Source organism: Paracoccus angustae (assembly GCF_042648745.1).
Taxonomy (GTDB): domain Bacteria; phylum Pseudomonadota; class Alphaproteobacteria; order Rhodobacterales; family Rhodobacteraceae; genus Paracoccus; species Paracoccus angustae.
In genome coordinates, this window is the sequence record NZ_JBHRXY010000006.1 from 60,475 (window position 1) to 79,018 (window position 18,544).

Here is an 18,544-nt window from a genome sequence, read left to right on the forward strand (position 1 = left end):
TCTTCGCGATGAAGGATCAGGTGATGCAGACGGTCGCGCGCGCGATCAACTGGAACCGTCTGGACGACGAGAAAGACCTTGAGGTCTGGAACCGGCTGACGGTGAACTTCTGGCTGCCGGAAAAGGTGCCGCTGTCCAATGACGTGCAAAGCTGGGCCACCCTGCGCCCCGCCGAACGCGAGCTGACGATCCGCGTCTTCACCGGACTGACGCTGCTGGACACGGTGCAGAACACGGTCGGCGCGCCGGCGATGATGCCCGACGCCATCACCCCGCACGAGGAGGCGGTGCTGTCCAACATCGCCTTCATGGAGGCGGTTCACGCGCGGTCTTACAGTTCGATCTTCTCGACCCTGTGCCTGACCAAGGAGGTGGACGAGGCCTTCCGCTGGGCCGAGGAGAACCCCCATCTGCAAGCCAAGGCGCGGCTGATCCTGGAGGAATACAAGGCCGGGTCCGATCCTTTGAAACGCAAGGTTGCAAGCGTTTTCCTGGAAAGCTTCCTGTTTTATTCGGGCTTCTACCTGCCGATGTACTGGTCCAGCCGCGCCAAGCTGACCAACACCGCCGACCTGATCCGCCTGATCATCCGCGACGAGGCGGTGCACGGCTATTACATCGGCTACAAGTTCCAGCGGGGCCTGGAGCGGGTTTCCGAGGAACGGCGGGCCGAGTTGAAGGACTTCGCCTTCTCGCTGATGTTCGAGCTTTACGACATCGAGCAGCGTTATACGGCGGAACTGTATGACGGCATCGGCCTGACCGAGGACGTAAAGGCCTTCCTGCACTACAACGCGAACAAAGCATTGCAGAACCTTGGCTACGAAGCGCTTTTCCCGCCCCCCGCCTGCGAGGTGAACCCGGCGATCCTGGCCGCGCTGTCGCCCGACAGCGAGAACCACGACTTCTTCAGCGGATCCGGGTCGTCCTATGTCATCGGCAAGGCGGTCGCGACCGAGGACGAGGACTGGGACTTCTAGGGGCCATCTCGCGCAAGGCCTGCGGGATCATGTCGGGCAGGTCGTCGGCGATCAGGCCGGGGCCGAAGGCGCGGGCCGCCTTGGCGTGGATCAGCGCGCCAAGGCTCGCGGCATCCAGCGGCTGAAACCCGCGCGCCAGCAGGCCGGTGATGATCCCCGCCAGCACGTCGCCCGCGCCTGCGGTGGCAAGCCAGGGGATGTCGAAGGCCGAGTGGATCCGGGCGCGACCGTCAGGGGCGGCGATGACGGTATCGGGGCCTTTCAGCAGAACCACGGCGCCGCAGCGGGCGGCGGCCTCGCGGGCGGCGTCCAGCTTGGAATAGGCAGGGCCTTTGGTCGGCGTTTCCGCCAGCCGGTCGGCGAGTTCGGGGAACAGGCGGGCGAACTCGCCCTTGTGCGGGGTCAGGACGCAATCCTGGTGAAGCGCGGCCATAAGGTCCGGTTCGCCCGACAGGGCCGTCAGGGCGTCGGCGTCCAGAACGATCGGGCGTCGGGCGGGCAGGGCCCCGGCCAGCAGGGCGGCGGCGCGCTTCACCCCGCAGCCCGGACCGATGCAGATCGCGTTCATGCGGCTGTCGGCCAGCAGATCGCGCAGGGCGTCGGCATCGTCGATGGCGTGGCGCATCAGGGCATCGGGTTGGCCGGAATGTTCGGGCAAGGCATCCTGGGGCGGTCCGACAGTCACCAGACCAGAGCCGATCCGCAGCGCCGCGCGGGCGGACAGGCGTGCGGCACCGCCCCTGGCGGGGCCTCCAGCAAGGATCAGGGCGTGGCCGTGGCTGTATTTGTGCTGGCTTGCGAACGGATGTTTTTCCAGCCGATCCGCGGGCGAAGGTCCGATCCGCCTTTCGTCCGAGATGTCGAGGTCTGGCCAGATGGCTTCAAGCCTGACGGGCCGCAAGCCTCGGCTGTCGGGATTACGCTCTCTGCACCGTTTCAACCCGATGTCGGCCACGATCAACTCGCCGCACAGGGTGGGACCAAGGCCAATCAGATGGCCGGGCTTGGGGCTGTCGAAGGCAACGGTCAGCCGGGCAGGACTGTCAAAAGTGCCGCGTCCCTGGGGAAAAGGAAAGGGTTCGCCACTTTCCAAGCACAGCCCGCTGGGGCAATCGACAGCGACAAGCCGTTCGCGAAACCAAAACCCATCCCCTCTCTTTCCATAGATGCGTGCGAGGATTTCAGAGATTTCTCCTTCGGGTGGCCGGGTCATGCCGATGCCAAATATCGCATCGACATGAACGTCGCTGTCTGGGTCGTGCATCATTTCGGTCTCGGTCAACGGCCCGATCCCGCCGGTCTCCCTCCAACGCCGCTTCATCTCGGCGGCGTCCGGTCCTGGCGTGTTGTCCATGCCCAGCACCCGCACCCGCCAGCCTGCCCGGTGCAAAAGCCGCGCGATCACATAGCCGTCGCCGCCGTTGTTGCCCGGACCGCACAGCACCGTCGCGCGCCCCGCCTTGGGCCAGCGCAGGCGAATCTGCCCGGCGACCGCGCGTCCCGCCCGCTCCATCAGCTCCAGCCCCGTTGCCTCGCCGCTGGCGATGGCGGCGGATTCGATGGCGCGCATTTGGGCGGTTGTCAGGACTTCGGTGCCTTCCAGCATGGCGACTGCTCTTTTATTGATCATCCAGCACAAAAAACGGGCATAAACCCCTGGCCCAGCCGATTGCCGAAGCAATCCGCGCCACATCCCGTTTACCCCCACCATGAAACCCGCCAATCAGGCGTCAGGCAAGCCGCGAGGAAGGATCATTGCGATGAAGAAGGTCGAGGCGATCATCAAGCCGTTCAAGCTGGACGACGTGAAAGAGGCGCTGCAAGAAGTGGGCGTGCAGGGTCTTTCCGTCACCGAGGTCAAGGGCTTTGGCCGCCAGAAGGGTCACACCGAACTTTATCGCGGCGCGGAATACGTGGTGGATTTCCTGCCCAAGGTAAAGATCGAGATGGTGCTGCCCGACGACCAGGTGGACGCGGCGGTGGACGCCATCATCAGCGCGGCCCGCACCGAAAAGATCGGCGACGGCAAGATTTTCGTTTCGCCTGTCGAGCAGGCAATCCGCATCCGCACGGGTGAAACCGGCGACGACGCGGTCTGACGCAACAAGAACCACGAATCCTCAACAGGACTTCGGGCCCGGCACCAGAATGGCCGGGCCGCATCTACGCAGAAAGGGAAGAGATGACAGTCAATGACGTTTTGCAGCTGCTGAAGGACGAGGAGGTCGCCTATGTCGATGTCCGCTTCACCGATCCCAAGGGCAAGCTTCAGCATGTGACGCTGGATGTCGATCTGATCGACGAGGACTTCTTCGAGGAAGGCTTCATGTTCGACGGTTCCTCCATCGCCGGGTGGAAATCCATCGACCAGTCCGACATGAAGCTGATGCCGGACCCCGCCTCGGCCTATCTTGATCCGTTTTATGCCGAAAAGACGCTTTGCGTGCATTGCAACGTGGTCGAACCCGACACGGGCGAGGCCTATGCGCGCGACCCGCGCGGCACCGCGGTCAAGGCCGAGGCCTATCTGAAATCGACCGGCATCGGCGACGCCTTTTATTGCGGTCCCGAGGCCGAGTTCTTCATCTTCGACGACGTGCGCTATCAGGTGACGCCGCAAAAGGTGTCGTATCAGATCGACTCGGTCGATGCGGCCTGGAACACCGACACCGAATACGAGATGGGCAACCAGGGCCACCGCGCGGCCCACAAGGGCGGCTATTTCCCGGTGAACCCAATCGACGCCGGCCAGGACATCCGCGGCGAGATGCTGTCCACCATGAAGCGGATGGGCATGAAGGTGGACAAGCACCACCACGAGGTCGCCTCGGGCCAGCACGAACTGGGCCTGATCTTCGGCGGGCTGACCGAACAGGCCGACAACATCCAGAAATACAAGTACGTCATCCACAACGTCGCCCATGCCTATGGCAAGTCGGTGACCTTCATGCCCAAGCCCATGAAGGGCGACAACGGGTCGGGGATGCACGTCAACATGTCGATCTGGAAGGACGGCAAACCGCTGTTCGCGGGCGACAAGTATGCCGACCTGTCGCAGGAGGCCCTGTATTTCATCGGCGGCATCCTGAAGCACGCCAAGGCGCTGAACGCGCTGACCAACCCGTCCACCAACAGCTACAAGCGCCTGATCCCGGGCTTCGAGGCCCCCGTGCTGCGCGCCTATTCGGCGCGCAACCGCTCGGGCTGCGTGCGGATTCCGTGGACCGAATCGCCGAAAGCCAAGCGTGTCGAGGCGCGTTTCCCCGATCCGGCGGCCAACCCCTATCTGGCCTTCGCGGCCCTGCTGATGGCGGGCCTGGACGGGATCAGGAACCGGATCGACCCCGGCCCCGCGTCGGACAAGGATCTGTACGACCTGCCGCCGGAAGAACTGGCCGAAATCCCGACCGTCTGCGGTTCGCTGCGCGAGGCGCTGGAGGAGCTGGAAAAGGACATGGACTTCCTGCTGCAAGGCGACGTGTTCACCCGCGACCAGCTGGAATCCTATATCAAGCTGAAATGGGAAGAGGTTTATGCCTACGAGCATACGCCCCATCCCATCGAATACGCGATGTATTACAGCTGCTGAAGGCTTGGGACAGTGGCCGGGAAAGGCGCCCTTCGGGGCGCCTTTCTCATGTCAGGCGCAGGCCGGCCGCGAAATCCAGAAAGCTGCGCATGGCCCCGGTCATCAGCTTGCCCGACGGATAAACCAGGTTCACCGGCAGGTCGGGCAGGGCATAATCCGTCATCAGCACGGACAGCCTGCCCGCCGCGATGTCGTCGCCCACGATGAATTCCGGCAGCAGCGCCAGCCCCCTGCCGTTCAGCGCCATGGAATGCAGCAGCTCGGTGTTGTTCGATGAAAAGCTGGGCCGGACCGGCTGGCGGATGGTCCGGCTGCCGCGGCGCAGTGGCCAGGTCAGGTTGCCGGGCAGGTTCGTGTAATGCAGGCAGGCATGGCGCAGCAGGTCGGCTGGCCGTTCCGGCCGCCCCGCCCGCGCCAGGTAATCGGGCGAGGCGACCAGCAGGATCCGCACCGCATGAAGCCGCCGCGCGTGCAGGGTGGAATCCGCAAGGTTGCCGATGCGGATCACCGCGTCGAAGCCGTCCCCCACGATGTCGCTGGTGCCGTCGTCCAGAACGACCTGCAACTGGATGCCGCGATAGCGTTCCATGAAGTCCAGCAGATGCGGTTGCAGAACCTTCAGCGTGTAAAAGATGGGGCTGCCGATCTTCAGCGCGCCGGACCGGCTGGCGGTGGCCGCCTTGACGGTTTCGGTTGCCGCATCCAGCCGGGCCAGGATGTCGCGCAGGTCGCGGCTGTAGGACAGGCCCGCGGCGGTGGGCGTCACCTTGCGGGTGGTGCGCACCAGCAGGCGGACGCCCAGATCGGCCTCCAGGTCGGCGACATGCTTGCTGCACAGGCTGCGGGATATGCCCATGCGTCCGGCGGCGGCGGCAAAGCTGCCTTCGTCCACGACGCTGACAAAGGTGCGAAAAACGCTGATGTCCATGGCGCCACCATGCACCGGGGCCGGGAAAAGGAAAACCGCCCCCATGGGGGCGGCGTCCGGGATGCCGGTCTTGCGCGATCAGCGGGTATAGGTCGAGCGCGGACCGGGGGCGGAAAAGTCGCTGACGGTCAGCTGCGCGTCGGCGGAAAGGCCGCGCCGGGCCAGTTCCTTGCCGGACAGCACATGGCCCGCCTTGACCTGCACCGGGTTCTGCGCGGTGACGGGCGCGTCCGGCATGTCGTTGTGGCGGTTGGTCTCGTTCAGGCCGGCGGCTTGGGCCGCGCCCGCCGCCAGAACCAGGGCGCCGACAAGGGCTGCGAGGTTTTTCATGGGTCCGTTCCTTCGGTGTCGTTTCGATGACACAGAGATAAGCTCATGAAAAACCGAAAATTAGTCCGGCTTTGCTGGCTTCAGTGTTCGATGATCCTGCACAATCGGCCCCCGGATGGGGGTCAGTCCAGGTCCAGCAGGCGCACGGCCTCGGCCACCTGATCTTCGGCCGACAGCGCCATGTCGATCACCGCGCCGTCCTCGTCAGGGGCCAGCGGCTCCAGCGTCGCCAATTGCGAATCCAGCAGCTTGGGCGGGAAGAAATGCCCCGCGCGGTGGTTCAGCCGTTCCGCCAGCAAGTCGCGCGAGCCGTGGACATGCAGGAAGCGCACGCGCGGGGCGCCGCTGCGCAGGATGTCGCGATAGCTGCGCTTCAGCGAGGAGCAGCCCAGGACCGAGCTTTCTCCCCGCGCCTCGGCCGCCGCGATCCGCTCGGCCAGGGCGCGCAGCCATGGCTCGCGGTCGGCATCGGTCAGGGGCGTGCCATGGGCCATCTTGTCCACGTTCGCCTGCGGATGGAAGGCGTCGCCCTCGACAAAGGGCCAGCCCAGACGGGCGGCCAGCGCCAGACCCGTGGTGGTCTTGCCCGCGCCCGACACGCCCATGACGACGATGTGCTGCGGGCCGGTCACAGCAGCCACCAGCCCAGCAGGGCGAATCCGAAGGCGGTCAGGCCGATGGTCGTTTCCATCACCGTCCAGGTGCGCAGGGTGGTCGCCTCGTCCATCTTGAGGAACCGGCCTACCAGCCAGAAGCCCGAGTCATTGAAATGGCTCAGCACCGTCGCGCCGCCCGCGATGGCGATGACCAGGAAGCACAGGTCGAATTCGGACAGCCCCTGGGTGGCGGCCACGGTGGGGGCGATCAGGCTGGCGGTGGTGGTCAGCGCCACCGTGGCCGACCCTTGCGCCACGCGCAGCGCCGTGGCGATCACAAAGGCCGCGACGATCAGCGGCAGGCCCACCGATTGCAGGCTGCCCGCCAGGGCCTCGCCGATGCCGCTGGCGCGCAGGACGCCGCCGAACATGCCGCCCGCGCCGGTGACCAGCACGATGGCGCAGATCGGCCCAAGCGCGCCGTCCACGATCTTTTCCATCCGCGCCGGGTCGTTGCCGCGCCCCAGCAGATGTAGCGCGATCAGCAGCGTGATCAGCAGCGCGACCGGGGTCTGGCCCAGCATCCGCAGCAGGCTGACCCAGCCGGCGTCGCCGTTCACGGCCCCCGCCGTCGCCAGCGCGTTCAGCCCGGTGTTCAGGAAAATCAGCAGCAGCGGCAGCAGCAGGATCAGCAGAACGGTGCCGAAGGCCGGCGGCTCTCCGGTCAGGTGGTGTTCGTCGTTGGCGCCCAGCAGTTCCGGCACCGGCACGTTGAAGCGCCTGCCCAGGAACAACGAGACCAGATAGCTGCCGATATACCAGGTGGGCAGCGCCACGATCGTTCCGACGATCAGCAGCAGGCCGATATCGGCGCCCAGCAGATCGCCCGAGGCGACTGGCCCGGGATGCGGCGGCACCAGCGCGTGCATCACGGCAAAGGCTCCGGCGGCGGGCAGGGCATAAAGAAGCACCGACCCGCCAAAGCGCAGCGCCACGCTGAAGATGATCGGCAGCATCACCATCAGGCCCGCGTCGAAGAAGATCGGAAAGCCGAACAGCAGCGAGGCGACGCCAAGCGCGAAAGGCGCGCGCCGTTCGCCGAACTTGTTGATCAGCCGGTCGGCCAGGACCTGCGCGCCGCCCGTCACCTCCAGCAGGCGGCCGATCATGGCGCCGAAGCCGACCAGCAGGGCGACGGTGGCCAGCGTGTTGCCGAAGCCCGTCAGCATGGTGGGCACGACTTCGGCCAGGGGCACGCCGGTCGCCAGGGCGGTCAGCAGGCTGACCAGCACCAGCGAGATGAAGGCATGGATCTTGAAGCGCATGATCAGCACCAGCAGCACCGCGACGGCACCGGCGGCGACCGACAGCAGGAACAAGGTGCTGTGGACGGTTTCGACGTTTTCCAAGAGATCCCCCCGTTGGTTTCGAGTGACCTGTGCGTCAGGACGGCGAAAAGGTCAATCTGATGCCGTCAGGACGATCGCGGCCGTTCCGGCGGCACCAAGGTGCAAATTCCCCGGGGGGACACGGGATCCCTGCCGCGCCGCCTTGTTTGGCGAAGGACGCGCAGGGGCGTCAATCCTCGGCCAGGATGTCGACGCTGTGGCTGCCCGACTGCGATCCGGCCAGCCGCATGGATCCCGTGACGGGGGCCACGTCGCCGTAATCTCGGCCATAGCCGATGGTGACGTGGTTCGCGGCCACGAAGCAGGCGTTGGTGGGGTCGTATTCGCACCAGCCCGCCTCGGCCCCGGTCCAGGCGCGGACCCAGGCGTGCATGGCATCGGCCCCTTCCAGGCGCGGCCTGCCCGGCGGCGGGACCGTGCGCAGGAAGCCCGAGACATAGGCCGCCGGAACGCCCAAGCCGCGCAGGCCCGATATCATGATCTGCGAGAAATCCTGGCAAACGCCGTGCCGCCCGGCGAAAGCCTCGCCGATCGGGGTGTCCACCTCGGTCGCGCGGGCGTCGAAGCGCATGTGGCCGTGGATCGCGCGGCCCAGGGCTTCCACCGCCTCGCGCGCGGTCGCGGCGTCGGCGCAGGCCCTGCGGGCGAAATCGGCGATCGGCGCCAGCAGGGGGATCCGCGGCGAGGCGCGCAGGAAGTGGTGGGGCGAATGGGGGCCAAGGTCGGTGATGTCGTCCAGGTCGCCGGGCAGGCGGTCCAGGGTGGCCGACAGGTCCAGTTCCGATTCCTCGGCAAGGCGCAGCACCCGGCCCGCCATGTCGAAGCGAAGCTGCGTCAGCCCGGCGGGCAGAACCAGCTGCGTCACCTCGTTTCCGAAAAAGTCCGTGAAGCCGCCGCGTTCCGCGGGGGGCGGGGTGACGGCGATGCTGGTCTGCTGCACCTCTTGCACGCCGGGCAGGTCGGCGGGGCTAATGCGCAGAAGCTGCCGTCCCGCGCCGGCGGGGCGGGCGAAGTCATAGCGGATGGACAGGCGCAGGCGGTACAACATCAGGACAGATAGCTGGAGGTCAGCAGGTCGGACAGGACGGCGATCCGCCCGCGCAACTGCCACAAGGCATCGGTTGCCAGGCTGTCGGGATCGGTGGTGGCCAGCTTCGCATGCAGGCGCAAGACCTCTCTGGCCAGGGGGGACAGCGCGCCGTGGTCGTTGGCGGCGGGCAGCATGTCCACCTGTTCGCGCAAGCCGTCGATCTGGTGGCGCAGCGCGCGCGGGTTCAGCGGGTCCAGCGCCAGAAGGTCGATCACGGTCGCGCGCGAGGCGCTGAAGGAAAAGCGGCGGCGATGGGTCAGCACGCTGTCGCCGACCTCGATGGCCAGATCCAGCGCGCCTTCGGGGGCATCGGGGTCGCACAGCACCGCCAGCAGCGCGGCCGTGCCCATGGCCCGTTCATGCAGGCGGCCGATGGTCAGGAAACGCCAGCCGACGAAGCGGTACATGTTCTCGTGCACCAGGCCCGAGATCCCCGCCAGCTTGCGCAGCAGCGCGGACAGCGCGCGGGCCGCGTCGTCGCCGGGCGCGACCTTGGGCGCCATGGCCCGGGCGGTTCGGTCGATGTCGTGCAGCGCGGACCAGGCGTCGGGGGAAAAGCGGTCGCGCACGCTGCTGGCGCTGCCGATGGCGGCGGCAAGGTTGTCCAGCAGCCTTTGGGGAATGGCCTCGCGCCCGTCGATGCCCATCTGGCGGAACAGCGGATCGAAGCCCGCCAGCAGAGGGCCGCCCGCCTTGCCCGATTCCGCCAGGCGCGTGTGAAAGGCGCGCATCAGGCGCACGACCCCCTCGGCCCGTTCGGCATAGCGGCCCAGCCAGAACAGGTTGTCGGCCGCCCGCGCGGGCAACCCGCCCGGCACCAGGCGCTTTTCCGCGGCGGTGGCCTGGCGCGCCATGGTGATGGCGGGCACGGGCAAGGGGCTGACCACCCAGACATCCGCCGCGGCCCCCCCTTCCTGCATGGCGATGGCCGACACATCCGCGCCCGTCCCGATGCGCGCAAAGCCGCCCGGCATCACCGCCCAGCCATCGGCGGTCCGCGCCAGATAGACGCGCAGGGTCATGGGGCGCGGCACCAGCTTGCCGTCCACAAGGGCGGGGGTGGTGGACAGGGTCACGGCCTCTTGCGCGACAAGATCGCCGCCGCCCTCGGCCAGGCGGCGGGCCAGGACATCGGCGGGCAGGCCGACCGCGCGGGTCAGGTCGTCCTTGGGATCGAAGGGCAGGCGCGTGGTCAGCGCATCGGCCAGCACCATCCGGCGCGGACTGGCGCGCACCGCCGCGCGGGCGGCGGGATCGCCGCACCACCACGTTGCGATGTTGGGCATGGCCAGGGGCGCGCGCACCAGTTCGGGCGCAAGCTGCGGCAGAAAGGCCATCAGCGCCCGCGTTTCCAGGATGCCCGAGCCCAGGCAATTGACCATTGTCACCGCCCCCGCCCGCAGCGCCGCGACCATGCCGGGCGTGCCGATGCGGGACGCGGGATCCAGTTCCAGGGGGTCGGCGTAATGCGCATCCAGCCTGCGCCACAGCACATCGACCTGCCGCATCCCCTGAACGGTGCGCACCATCAGCCGGTCGCCCGCCACGCCCAGGTCGTCGCCTTCGAGCAGGGCGAAACCCAGATAGCGCGCGATATAGGCGTGTTCGAAATAGGTTTCGTTCATCGGGCCGGGGGTCAGGATCGCGATCCGGCTGTCCTTGTCGCGGGCCTGGCCCTGCAAGGCGTCGCGGAAGTCGCGAAAGAACCCGGCCAGCCGGTGGACGTTCTCGTCCGGGTATAATTCCGAGAATGCCCGCGCGGTGGCGACGCGGTTTTCCAGCGCATAGCCCGCCCCCGAGGGCGCCTGCGTCCGGTCGGCCAGCACCCACCATTCGCCGTCCGGGCCGCGCCCCAGTTCGAACGCCAGGAAATGCAGGAAATGCCCGCCCTTGGGCCTGACCCCCACCAGCGGGCGCAGCCATTCCGGGTTGCCCGCCACCAGCGCGGCGGGCAGCCGTCCCGAGGCGACCAGCTCGTTGGGGCCGTACAGGTCGGCCATGACCGCTTCCAGCAGGTCGGCGCGCTGGCACAGGGCGCGGCTGATCCCGGACCATTCGTTTTCCGCCAGAAGAACGGGGATATGGCTCAGCGGCCAGGGCCGCTCGACCGATTTTCCGCCGCCGTACTGGCGGTAAAAGACGCCGCTGTCCAGCAGGTAGCGGTCGGCGCGCGACAGGTCGCGGGTCAGGTCGTCGTCGGACAGCGCGTCCAGATGCGCCACCAGCCGCCGCCACGGCGGGCGGAGGGTGCCGTCGGGCGCGATCATCTCGTCCGGGACGCCGGGCAGGGGACGGTAGCCCGCCATGCGGGAGGGCCGCGCCGCCGGGGCCGGACCGCCGCCCATCACGCGGCCGGGGCGCGCCGCAGATCCAGCGTCAGCGGGAACTCGCGGTGGATGCGCTCGGGCTTGATGGGGTTGCCGTGGCCGGGGCGGTGGCCGTGGGGGCTGAAGCGGGCCAGACGGCGCGCCTCGGCCTCGTTCCCGTTCACGGGAAAGGTGTCGTAGTTGCGCCCGCCCGGGTGGGCCACGTGATACATGCAGCCGCCGATCGGGCGGCCCGACCAGATGTCGAAGATGTCGAAGGTCAAGGGCGCATCGACGGGCAGCACCGGGTGCAGTGCGGATGCGGGCTGCCAGGCCTTGAAGCGCACCCCCGCCACGGCTTCGCCCGCGCCGATGGGGGTCAGCGGCGCCGGACGGCCGTTGCACAAGACCTGATAGCGCGAGGGATCCGCCGCCGCCAGCTTGACCTGCAAGCGTTCGGTCGAGCTGTCGGTATAGCGCACGGTGCCGCCGATGGCCCCGGTTTCGCCCAGGACGTGCCAGGGTTCCAGGGCCTGGCGCAGTTCCAGGCGGACGTTCTCGACCTCGACCTCGCCGCAGAAGGGGAATCGGAACTCGGCCTGGGCCTTGAACCACTCCTCCTGCATGGGAAAGCCGCGGCCCGTCAGGTCGCGCAGCACGTCCTGGAAATCGGCCCACACGAAATGCGGCAGCATGAAGCGGTCGTGCAGGGCGGTGCCCCAGCGGGTCAGGTCGCCGGTAGCGGGTTCGCGCCAGAACCGCGCGATCAGCGCCCGCAGCAGCAGTTGCTGCGCCAGGCTCATCCGCGCGTCGGGCGGCATCTCGAAGCCCCGGAACTCGACCAGGCCCAGGCGGCCGGTGGGACCGTCGGGGGAATACAGCTTGTCGATGCAGATTTCCGCGCGATGCGTGTTGCCGGTCACGTCCGTCAGGATGTTGCGCAGCAGCCGGTCGGTCAGCCAGGGCAGCGGCGGCGTGCCCCGATCCGGCGCGGGGATCTGCGCCAGCGCGATTTCCAGTTCGTAAAGCGCGTCGTGCCGCGCCTCGTCGATGCGGGGGGCCTGCGAGGTCGGCCCGATGAACAGGCCCGAGAACAGGTAGGACAGCGAAGGATGGCGGTTCCAATGCCGGATCAGGCTGGCCAGCAGGTCCGGGCGGCGCAGGAACGGGCTGTCGTTGGTGGTCGCACCCCCCACGACGACATGGTTGCCGCCGCCGGTGCCGGTGTGCCTGCCGTCGATCATGAACTTTTCCGCGCCAAGCCGGGACTGGCGCGCGTCCTCGTAGACGCCCTGGGTGATCGCCACGCAGTCGTCCCAACTGGCGGCGGGATGGATGTTCACCTCGATCACGCCGGGGTCGGGGGCCACGCGGATCACGTTCAGGCGCGGGTCGTCCGGGGGGGCATAGCCTTCGACATGGACCCGCAGGTGCAGGCGCAGGGCCGCCGCCTCGACCGCGCGCAGCAGGTCCAGGTATTCCTCCAGCGTGGCGACGGGGGGCATGAAGACGCAGAGCCGTCCGTTCTTGGGTTCCACCGACAGGGCGGTGCGGACAGTGCCTTGCAGTTCTGGTTCTCCGATCCCCGGCACTTGGGGGACGACATCCCCGACCGGCGCATTGGCCACAAAGCGGGCCATCGGCCGGGACTTGCGGCCGGGCGGAATCTCGCCCGGCCGGGCCAGCGGCGCGCGGTCGGCGGCGGGATCGGCCGGGTTGATGTAAGGATAGTCCGATTTCGGCAGATGCGGCAGCGATGCCAGCGGCAACCGGTACCCGACCGGACTGTCGCCTGGCACCAGAAAAACATGGCCCCGCCGCAGCCGCCAGCGTTCGGAATGCCATTTCAGGCCCGCGCGCGACTGCCAGGCCTGGATCGGCAGCACAAAGCCCGTGGGCGTGGTCAGGCCGCGGTCGAAGACCGTGGCGATGCGGTGGCGCGCCTCTGGGTCGGCCAGTTCCGAATTCTCGGGCGTGACATTGGCGGGCAGGTTGGCCTCGCGCACCAGCCATTCGGCCGGATCCTCATAGGCGGGCAGCACGTTGTCGCCGCCGACGCCCAGTTCGGCCGCCATTTCCCGCAGCAGTTCCTGCGCCTGCAAGGGCGTCGCCGCGTCCCCTTCGGTTTCGGGGGCGATCAGGCCGGGGTTCTGCCAAACGGGTTGGCCGTCGCGCCGCCAATACAGCGAAAAGGTCCAGCGCGGCAGCGTCTCGCCCGGATACCACTTGCCCTGGCCGTGATGCAGAAAGCCGTTGGGGGCGAAGCGGGCGCGCAGCTTGCGGATCAGCACGTCGGCGCGCTGGCGCTTGACCGGCCCCACGGCATCGGTGTTCCATTCGGCGGATTCGAAATCGTCGATGGACACAAAGGTGGGTTCCCCGCCCATGGTCAGCCGCACGTCGCCGTCGCGTAGCGCGGCATCGACCTGGTGTCCCAGGCGGTCCAGATCCGCCCAGGCCTGATCGCTGAAGGGCTTGGTGATGCGCGGATGTTCGGCCACGCGGCGGATCCGCATGTCGAAGTCGAACTCGACCTCGGCAAAGCTGGCCATGCCGCTGATCGGCGCGCAGGACCGGTAATGCGGCGCGGCGGCCAGCGGGATGTGGCTTTCGCCGGTCAGCAGGCCCGATGTCGGGTCAAGCCCGATCCAGCCCGCGCCGGGAATATAGACCTCGGCCCAGGCGTGAAGGTCGGTGAAGTCGTGGGCGGTCCCCGACGGCCCGTCCAGCGCCTGCAAGTCCGGCTTCAGCTGGATCAGATAGCCCGACACGAAGCGCGCGGCGAAACCCAGGTGGCGCAGCGCCTGGACCAGCAGCCAGGTGGAATCGCGGCACGATCCGCTGCGCAGGGCCAGTGTCTCCTCGGGCGTCTGCACGCCGGGTTCCATGCGGATGGTATAGGCGGTGTCCCCCGCGATGCGCGCGTTCAGCGCCACCACGAAATCGACCGTGCGGGTCTTTTCGCGCGGAATGCCGTCCAGCAGCGCGCGCAGCAGCGGCCCGGGGGGTTCCGCGGCGCGATAGGGAACCAGATCCTCGGCCAGGTCTGGGGCATACGCGAAGGGCCAGAGCTCGGCGCTGTCCTCGACGAAGAAGTCGAAGGGGTTGTAGACGGTCATGTCGGCGACCAGATCGACCTCGATCTTCAACTCGCGCACGGGTTCGGGAAAGACGAAGCGGGCCAGCCAGTTGCCGAAGGGATCCTGCTGGTGGTTCACGAAATGGCCCGCGGGCGCCACCTTCAGCGAATGGGAAAGGACGCGGGTGCGCGAATGCGGCGCGGGGCGCAGGCGGATCACCTGAGGGCCAAGGATCACCGGACGGTCGTATCTGTAATGCGTCAGGTGATAGATGCTGGCCTTGATCGACATGCGCGCCGTCCCCGTGGTCTTTTCCCCAGCTTACACATTGTGAAGACCCGCGCGAGAAGGAAAGCCGGGCCGGCGCGCGCCCGGGACCGGCGGCAAGGTTTGCCTAGATTCTGCGCAAGGCGGCCGACAGGCGGTCCCATTCCGCAGGGGTTGCGGGGATGGCAAGGCGCAGCCGGGCGTTCGACACGCGCCGCGCGCGGACCTGCGCCCGGACCAGCCGGTCCTGCGCGGCAAGGGCGTCGCCCGTGTCGTAAAGGCGGAACAGATGCGTGCCGCCCGCCAAGCGCCAGCCCGCGCGGGCGGCGATGCGGTCCAGGCGCAGCGCGGCCTCGGCATGGTAAAGGATCGCGTTCTCGGCCCAGGTCCGGTCGGCCAGCGCCAGCGCGCCAAGATGCAGCGCGCGGGCATCGGCGGGGCGGAAGCCCGCCGCATCAGACAGGCGCGCCAGAAGCGCGGGCCGGCCCAGCACGATGCCCAGACGCAGCCCCCACAAGGGCCGCAGACTGCGCAGCACCAGGGCGTTCGCGGGCAGGGCGGGGGCCAGCGACAGGTCGGGCCGGGCATCGGCAAGGCTTTCGTCCACCACCAGATGCCCGACGCGCCGCGCCAGTCGCGCCAGCGCCTCGGGCGGCCAGGCCCGGCCGTTGGGGTTGGCCGGATTGGTCACGACGGCCAGGTCGGCGCCGTCCACGTCCCCCGGCGCTTCCGCCCGGTCCGCCCGCCAGTCCGCCGCTCGCAAAGCGGCGCGCGGACAGCCGGGCGCGATGGCAACGGCCCGGCCCGGGGGCAGCAGACAAAGGATCGGCCGCATCGCCGGGCACCCGACCGCCAGAACCTGGGACGGCAGGCAGCCGAACCAGCCGGCGGCGGCCCTGGCCAGCCGGTCCGCGGCACCCGGGGCGTCCGCGGCGTCAAGCCCGGCGTCGGGCAGGCCGGGCGCCGGCCAGGGGCGGCGGCAAACGGCCCCGGACAGGTCGATCCAGCCCCCTGCGCCGACCGTCGCCGCCCCCCTGCCGATGTCGCTGCGCTGGTCGCCTGGCATGGCCTTCGCCCGTTGTCGGAACCGGATGGCGCCATTTAGCCGGTCGGCGGTTTTTCCACAATCTTTTCGGGAATTCCGCTTTACAGCGGCGCCAATCGCGACGACGATATGTTGTGGGAACATTCCGGCATCCATGCCCGGTCTTGTTCTGGAACAAAGGGTTTGCGGCGGCAGAATCGCTTCCCGATCGAGGCAGGACACAGGAATGGCACAAACGGAAGCAGTGATTCCGACCGATGAGATTCATCCCATCGACATCGTCGAACTGGTGGCGGCCCACCACGACTGGGATTTCGACCGCCTGACCGACGACCAGATCGCCATGACGGTCGATGGCCAGTGGCGCAGCTATTCGCTGACGCTGGCCTGGTCCGCGCGAGAGGGGGTGCTGCGGCTGATCTGCACCTTTGACCTGGACCCGCCCGCCGACCGGATGCCCGCGCTTTACGAGACGCTGAACCTCGCCAACGACCAGGTCTGGGACGGCGGCTTCACCTTCTGGTCCAAGCAGCGGCTGATGGTCTGGCGCTATGGCCTGGTGCTGGCGGGAGATGCGGTCGCCTCGGCCGAGCAGGTGGACCGGATGATCGGCAACGCGCTGATCGCTTCGGAGCGGTTCTATCCGTCCTTCCAGCTGGTTGCCTGGGGCAACAGCAGCCCCGCCGCCGCGCTGGACATCGCCCTGGGCGAGGCCTACGGACGGGCCTGAGGGGCGCTGGCCCCGCAGGGAACGGGGGACCGGATGGGCGAATTCGACAATATCAACGCGCGCGGGCTGGTGCTGGTCGGCTGCGGCCGGATGGGCGGCGCGATGCTGCGGGGCTGGCTGGCGCGGGGGCTGGACCCCGCCGCCGTCACGGTGATCGACCCGCGCCTGCCGCCCGAATGGCGGGACAAGGGCCTGCGCGTGAACGCCGCGCCGCCCGGCAAGCCCGCCGTTCTGGTTCTGGCCGTCAAGCCGCAGATGATGGCGGATGCGCTTGGCAGCCTGCCGGAGCTGGCCGACACGCTGGTGCTGTCCGTCGCCGCGGGCACCACCATCGCCACCTTCGAGGCGGCCTTTCCCGGCGCGCCCATCGTCCGCGTCATGCCGAACACCCCCGCCGCCATCGGCCAGGGCGTCAGCGCCCTGATCGGCAATTCCCTTGCGACCCCTGCCCATCTGGACCTGGCCGAGGCGCTGATGGCCGCCGTGGGCCGCGTGGTCCGGCTGGAAAGCGAGAACCAGATGGATGCCGTCACCGGCCTTTCGGGCAGCGGCCCGGCCTATGTCTTCCACCTGATCGAGGCGATGGCCAAGGCGGGCGAGGCGCAGGGCCTGCCCCCCGCGCTGTCGCTGGAACTGGCGCGCATGACCGTGGCGGGCGCGGGCGCGCTGGCCGTCCACGCGGACGAGGATCCGGCGGTTCTGCGCGAAAACGTCACCTCGCCCGGGGGCACCACCGCTGCGGGGCTGCGCGTGCTGATGGACCCGGAAACCGGCCTGATGCCGCTGATGGCGCGCACGGTCGCCGCCGCAACCGAACGCGGGCGCGAACTGGGGAAAGCGCAATGACCATCAGCTTCGACGATTTCCAGAAGGTCGACATCCGCACCGCCACCATCACCCGCGCCGAACCCTTTCCCGAGGCGCGAAAGCCCGCGATCAAGCTGTGGCTGGACCTGGGCGCCCTGGGCGAACGCAAGTCCTCGGCCCAGATCACCCGGCATTACCGGCCCGAGGATCTGGTCGGCAAGCAGGTGCTTTGCGTGGTGAACTTTCCGCCGCGCCAGATCGGCCCCGTCCGGTCCGAGGTTCTGGTTCTGGGCGTCCCCGACCCGGACGGAGAGGTGGTGCTGATCCGCCCTGATCTGGACGTGCCGAACGGCGGGAGGCTGTTCTGATGCGGCTGCTGGTCACCCGTCCCATGACGGACCGCGCGACGGCCGCGATCCGCGACCGCTTCGACGCCACCTTCCGCGACAACACCCCCCTGACCGAGGCCGAGGCCGCGCAGGCGCTGCGCGATTACGACGCGATCATCCCGACGCTGGGCGACGCCTTCACGGCGGCGGCCTTCGCGGGCCGGCCGCGCTGCCGGATCCTGGCCAATTTCGGGGCGGGCTACAACCATATCGACGTGAAGGCGGCGGCGGCGGCGGGGGTTGTCGTCACCAACACCCCCGATGTCGTGACCGAGGCCACCGCCGACATCGCCCTGACGCTGATCCTGATGACCATGCGCCGCGCCAGCGAGGGCGAGCGGATGCTGCGCGCGGGCCGGTGGCCGGGCTGGAACCCCACCCAGCTTCTGGGCGGGCATGTCACGGGCCGCACCGTGGGCATCGTCGGCATGGGCCGCATCGGCCGCGCCATCGCCCGGCGCTGCCATGGCGGCTTCGCCATGGAGGTGGTGTTCTTCAACCGGTCCGCCGTCACGGATCTGGACTTTCCGGCCCGCCAGATCCCCGACCTGAACGGAATGCTGGAACAGGCCGACGTGGCGGTTGTCGCCGTTCCCGGCGGCGCGAACACGCGCCACCTGATCGGGGCGGGGCAGATGACGGCGCTTGGCCCGCGGGGCTATCTGGTCAACGTCGCGCGGGGCGACGTGGTGGACGAGGCCGCGCTGATCGACGCGCTGGTGAACCGCCGCATCGCGGGCGCGGGTCTCGATGTCTACGAACGCGAGCCTCATGTGCCGCAGGCGCTGCTGGATGCCCCCAACGCGACGCTGCTGCCGCATCTGGGAACCGCGACGGACGATGTGCGCACCGACATGGGGCTGCGCGCGCTGTCGAACCTGACCGCCTTCGCCGAAGGGCGCGACCCTCACGATCGGGTGACGTGACGGGAAGCAAAAGGAACCCTTCCAAGCTGCGGAATGTTTATCCGGCATACCGCAGCTTCGAAAGGAGGCATC

The 18,544-nt window shown here is 68.4% G+C and carries 16 protein-coding genes; 7 read left to right on the plus strand and 9 right to left on the minus strand.

Translation table 11 applies throughout. The features are described 5' to 3' along the window. Positions 1-23: 23 nt before the first annotated feature. Positions 24-980 (plus strand): class 1b ribonucleoside-diphosphate reductase subunit beta, encoded by a 957-nt coding sequence (nrdF, locus tag ACFOM8_RS09740; protein WP_377761162.1) that lies wholly within the window; start codon positions 24-26, stop codon positions 978-980. Here nrdF and ACFOM8_RS09745 read toward each other — a convergent pair. Next, positions 934-2,586, minus strand: coding sequence for an NAD(P)H-hydrate dehydratase (locus ACFOM8_RS09745; RefSeq protein ID WP_377761163.1), 1,653 nt, complete (start codon positions 2,584-2,586; stop codon positions 934-936). The two genes, nrdF and ACFOM8_RS09745, sit on opposite strands and share 47 nt — an antisense overlap. Positions 2,587-2,740: 154 nt before the next feature. Here ACFOM8_RS09745 and ACFOM8_RS09750 point away from each other — a divergent pair, with 154 nt between their 5' ends. Together ACFOM8_RS09750 and glnA are read left to right on the plus strand one after the other, a co-directional pair. Continuing rightward, a complete protein-coding gene (locus tag ACFOM8_RS09750; protein WP_154763029.1) occupies positions 2,741-3,079 on the plus strand; it encodes a P-II family nitrogen regulator in 339 nt (112 codons plus the stop codon). Between the two features lie 83 nt (positions 3,080-3,162). Continuing rightward, positions 3,163-4,569 carry a type I glutamate--ammonia ligase gene (gene glnA, locus ACFOM8_RS09755; protein ID WP_377761164.1) on the plus strand — a complete coding sequence of 469 codons (1,407 nt, stop codon included), beginning with the start codon at positions 3,163-3,165 and terminating at the stop codon, positions 4,567-4,569. A 46-nt stretch (positions 4,570-4,615) separates the two neighbouring features. On the opposite strand, the gene ACFOM8_RS09760 is transcribed toward glnA, so the two are convergent. From ACFOM8_RS09760 to ACFOM8_RS09795, 8 genes are all read right to left on the minus strand, one after another. Next, complete coding sequence (locus ACFOM8_RS09760) at positions 4,616-5,497, minus strand: LysR family transcriptional regulator (RefSeq protein WP_377761165.1); 882 nt, start codon at positions 5,495-5,497, stop codon at positions 4,616-4,618. Between the two features lie 78 nt (positions 5,498-5,575). Next, positions 5,576-5,827 (minus strand): hypothetical protein, encoded by a 252-nt coding sequence (locus tag ACFOM8_RS09765; RefSeq protein ID WP_377761166.1) that lies wholly within the window; start codon positions 5,825-5,827, stop codon positions 5,576-5,578. A gap of 122 nt (positions 5,828-5,949) precedes the next feature. Then, a complete protein-coding gene (locus ACFOM8_RS09770) occupies positions 5,950-6,468 on the minus strand; it encodes a gluconokinase (RefSeq protein WP_449301491.1) in 519 nt (172 codons plus the stop codon). Then, entirely contained in the window at positions 6,456-7,832 is a 1,377-nt protein-coding gene (locus tag ACFOM8_RS09775; protein ID WP_377761167.1) for a GntP family permease, read from the minus strand. Before ACFOM8_RS09775 ends, ACFOM8_RS09770 begins: the two co-directional genes overlap by 13 nt. Before the next feature lie 169 nt (positions 7,833-8,001). Further along, positions 8,002-8,880, minus strand: coding sequence for a transglutaminase family protein (locus tag ACFOM8_RS09780; RefSeq protein WP_377761168.1), 879 nt, complete (start codon positions 8,878-8,880; stop codon positions 8,002-8,004). Further along, positions 8,880-11,228: a circularly permuted type 2 ATP-grasp protein gene (locus tag ACFOM8_RS09785; protein ID WP_377761169.1), complete on the minus strand. Its 2,349-nt coding sequence runs from the start codon at positions 11,226-11,228 to the stop codon at positions 8,880-8,882. Before ACFOM8_RS09785 ends, ACFOM8_RS09780 begins: the two co-directional genes overlap by 1 nt. 38 nt (positions 11,229-11,266) lie before the next feature. Continuing rightward, a complete protein-coding gene (locus ACFOM8_RS09790; protein ID WP_377761170.1) occupies positions 11,267-14,599 on the minus strand; it encodes a transglutaminase family protein in 3,333 nt (1,110 codons plus the stop codon). A 103-nt stretch (positions 14,600-14,702) separates the two neighbouring features. Then, positions 14,703-15,641 carry an aminotransferase class I/II-fold pyridoxal phosphate-dependent enzyme gene (locus ACFOM8_RS09795; protein WP_377761171.1) on the minus strand — a complete coding sequence of 313 codons (939 nt, stop codon included), beginning with the start codon at positions 15,639-15,641 and terminating at the stop codon, positions 14,703-14,705. A 205-nt stretch (positions 15,642-15,846) separates the two neighbouring features. Here ACFOM8_RS09795 and ACFOM8_RS09800 point away from each other — a divergent pair, with 205 nt between their 5' ends. From ACFOM8_RS09800 to ACFOM8_RS09815, 4 genes are read left to right on the plus strand one after another with little or no spacing between them, the layout of a single operon-like run. Continuing rightward, a complete protein-coding gene (locus ACFOM8_RS09800) occupies positions 15,847-16,350 on the plus strand; it encodes a type III secretion system chaperone family protein (protein WP_377761172.1) in 504 nt (167 codons plus the stop codon). A gap of 33 nt (positions 16,351-16,383) precedes the next feature. Then, positions 16,384-17,196, plus strand: coding sequence for a pyrroline-5-carboxylate reductase (gene proC, locus ACFOM8_RS09805; RefSeq protein WP_377761173.1), 813 nt, complete (start codon positions 16,384-16,386; stop codon positions 17,194-17,196). Then, positions 17,193-17,525, plus strand: coding sequence for a tRNA-binding protein (locus tag ACFOM8_RS09810; protein WP_377761174.1), 333 nt, complete (start codon positions 17,193-17,195; stop codon positions 17,523-17,525). Before proC ends, ACFOM8_RS09810 begins: the two co-directional genes overlap by 4 nt. Continuing rightward, positions 17,525-18,472 (plus strand): 2-hydroxyacid dehydrogenase, encoded by a 948-nt coding sequence (locus ACFOM8_RS09815; protein WP_377761175.1) that lies wholly within the window; start codon positions 17,525-17,527, stop codon positions 18,470-18,472. The genes ACFOM8_RS09810 and ACFOM8_RS09815 overlap by 1 nt, the downstream gene beginning before the upstream one ends. Positions 18,473-18,544: the final 72 nt, after the last annotated feature.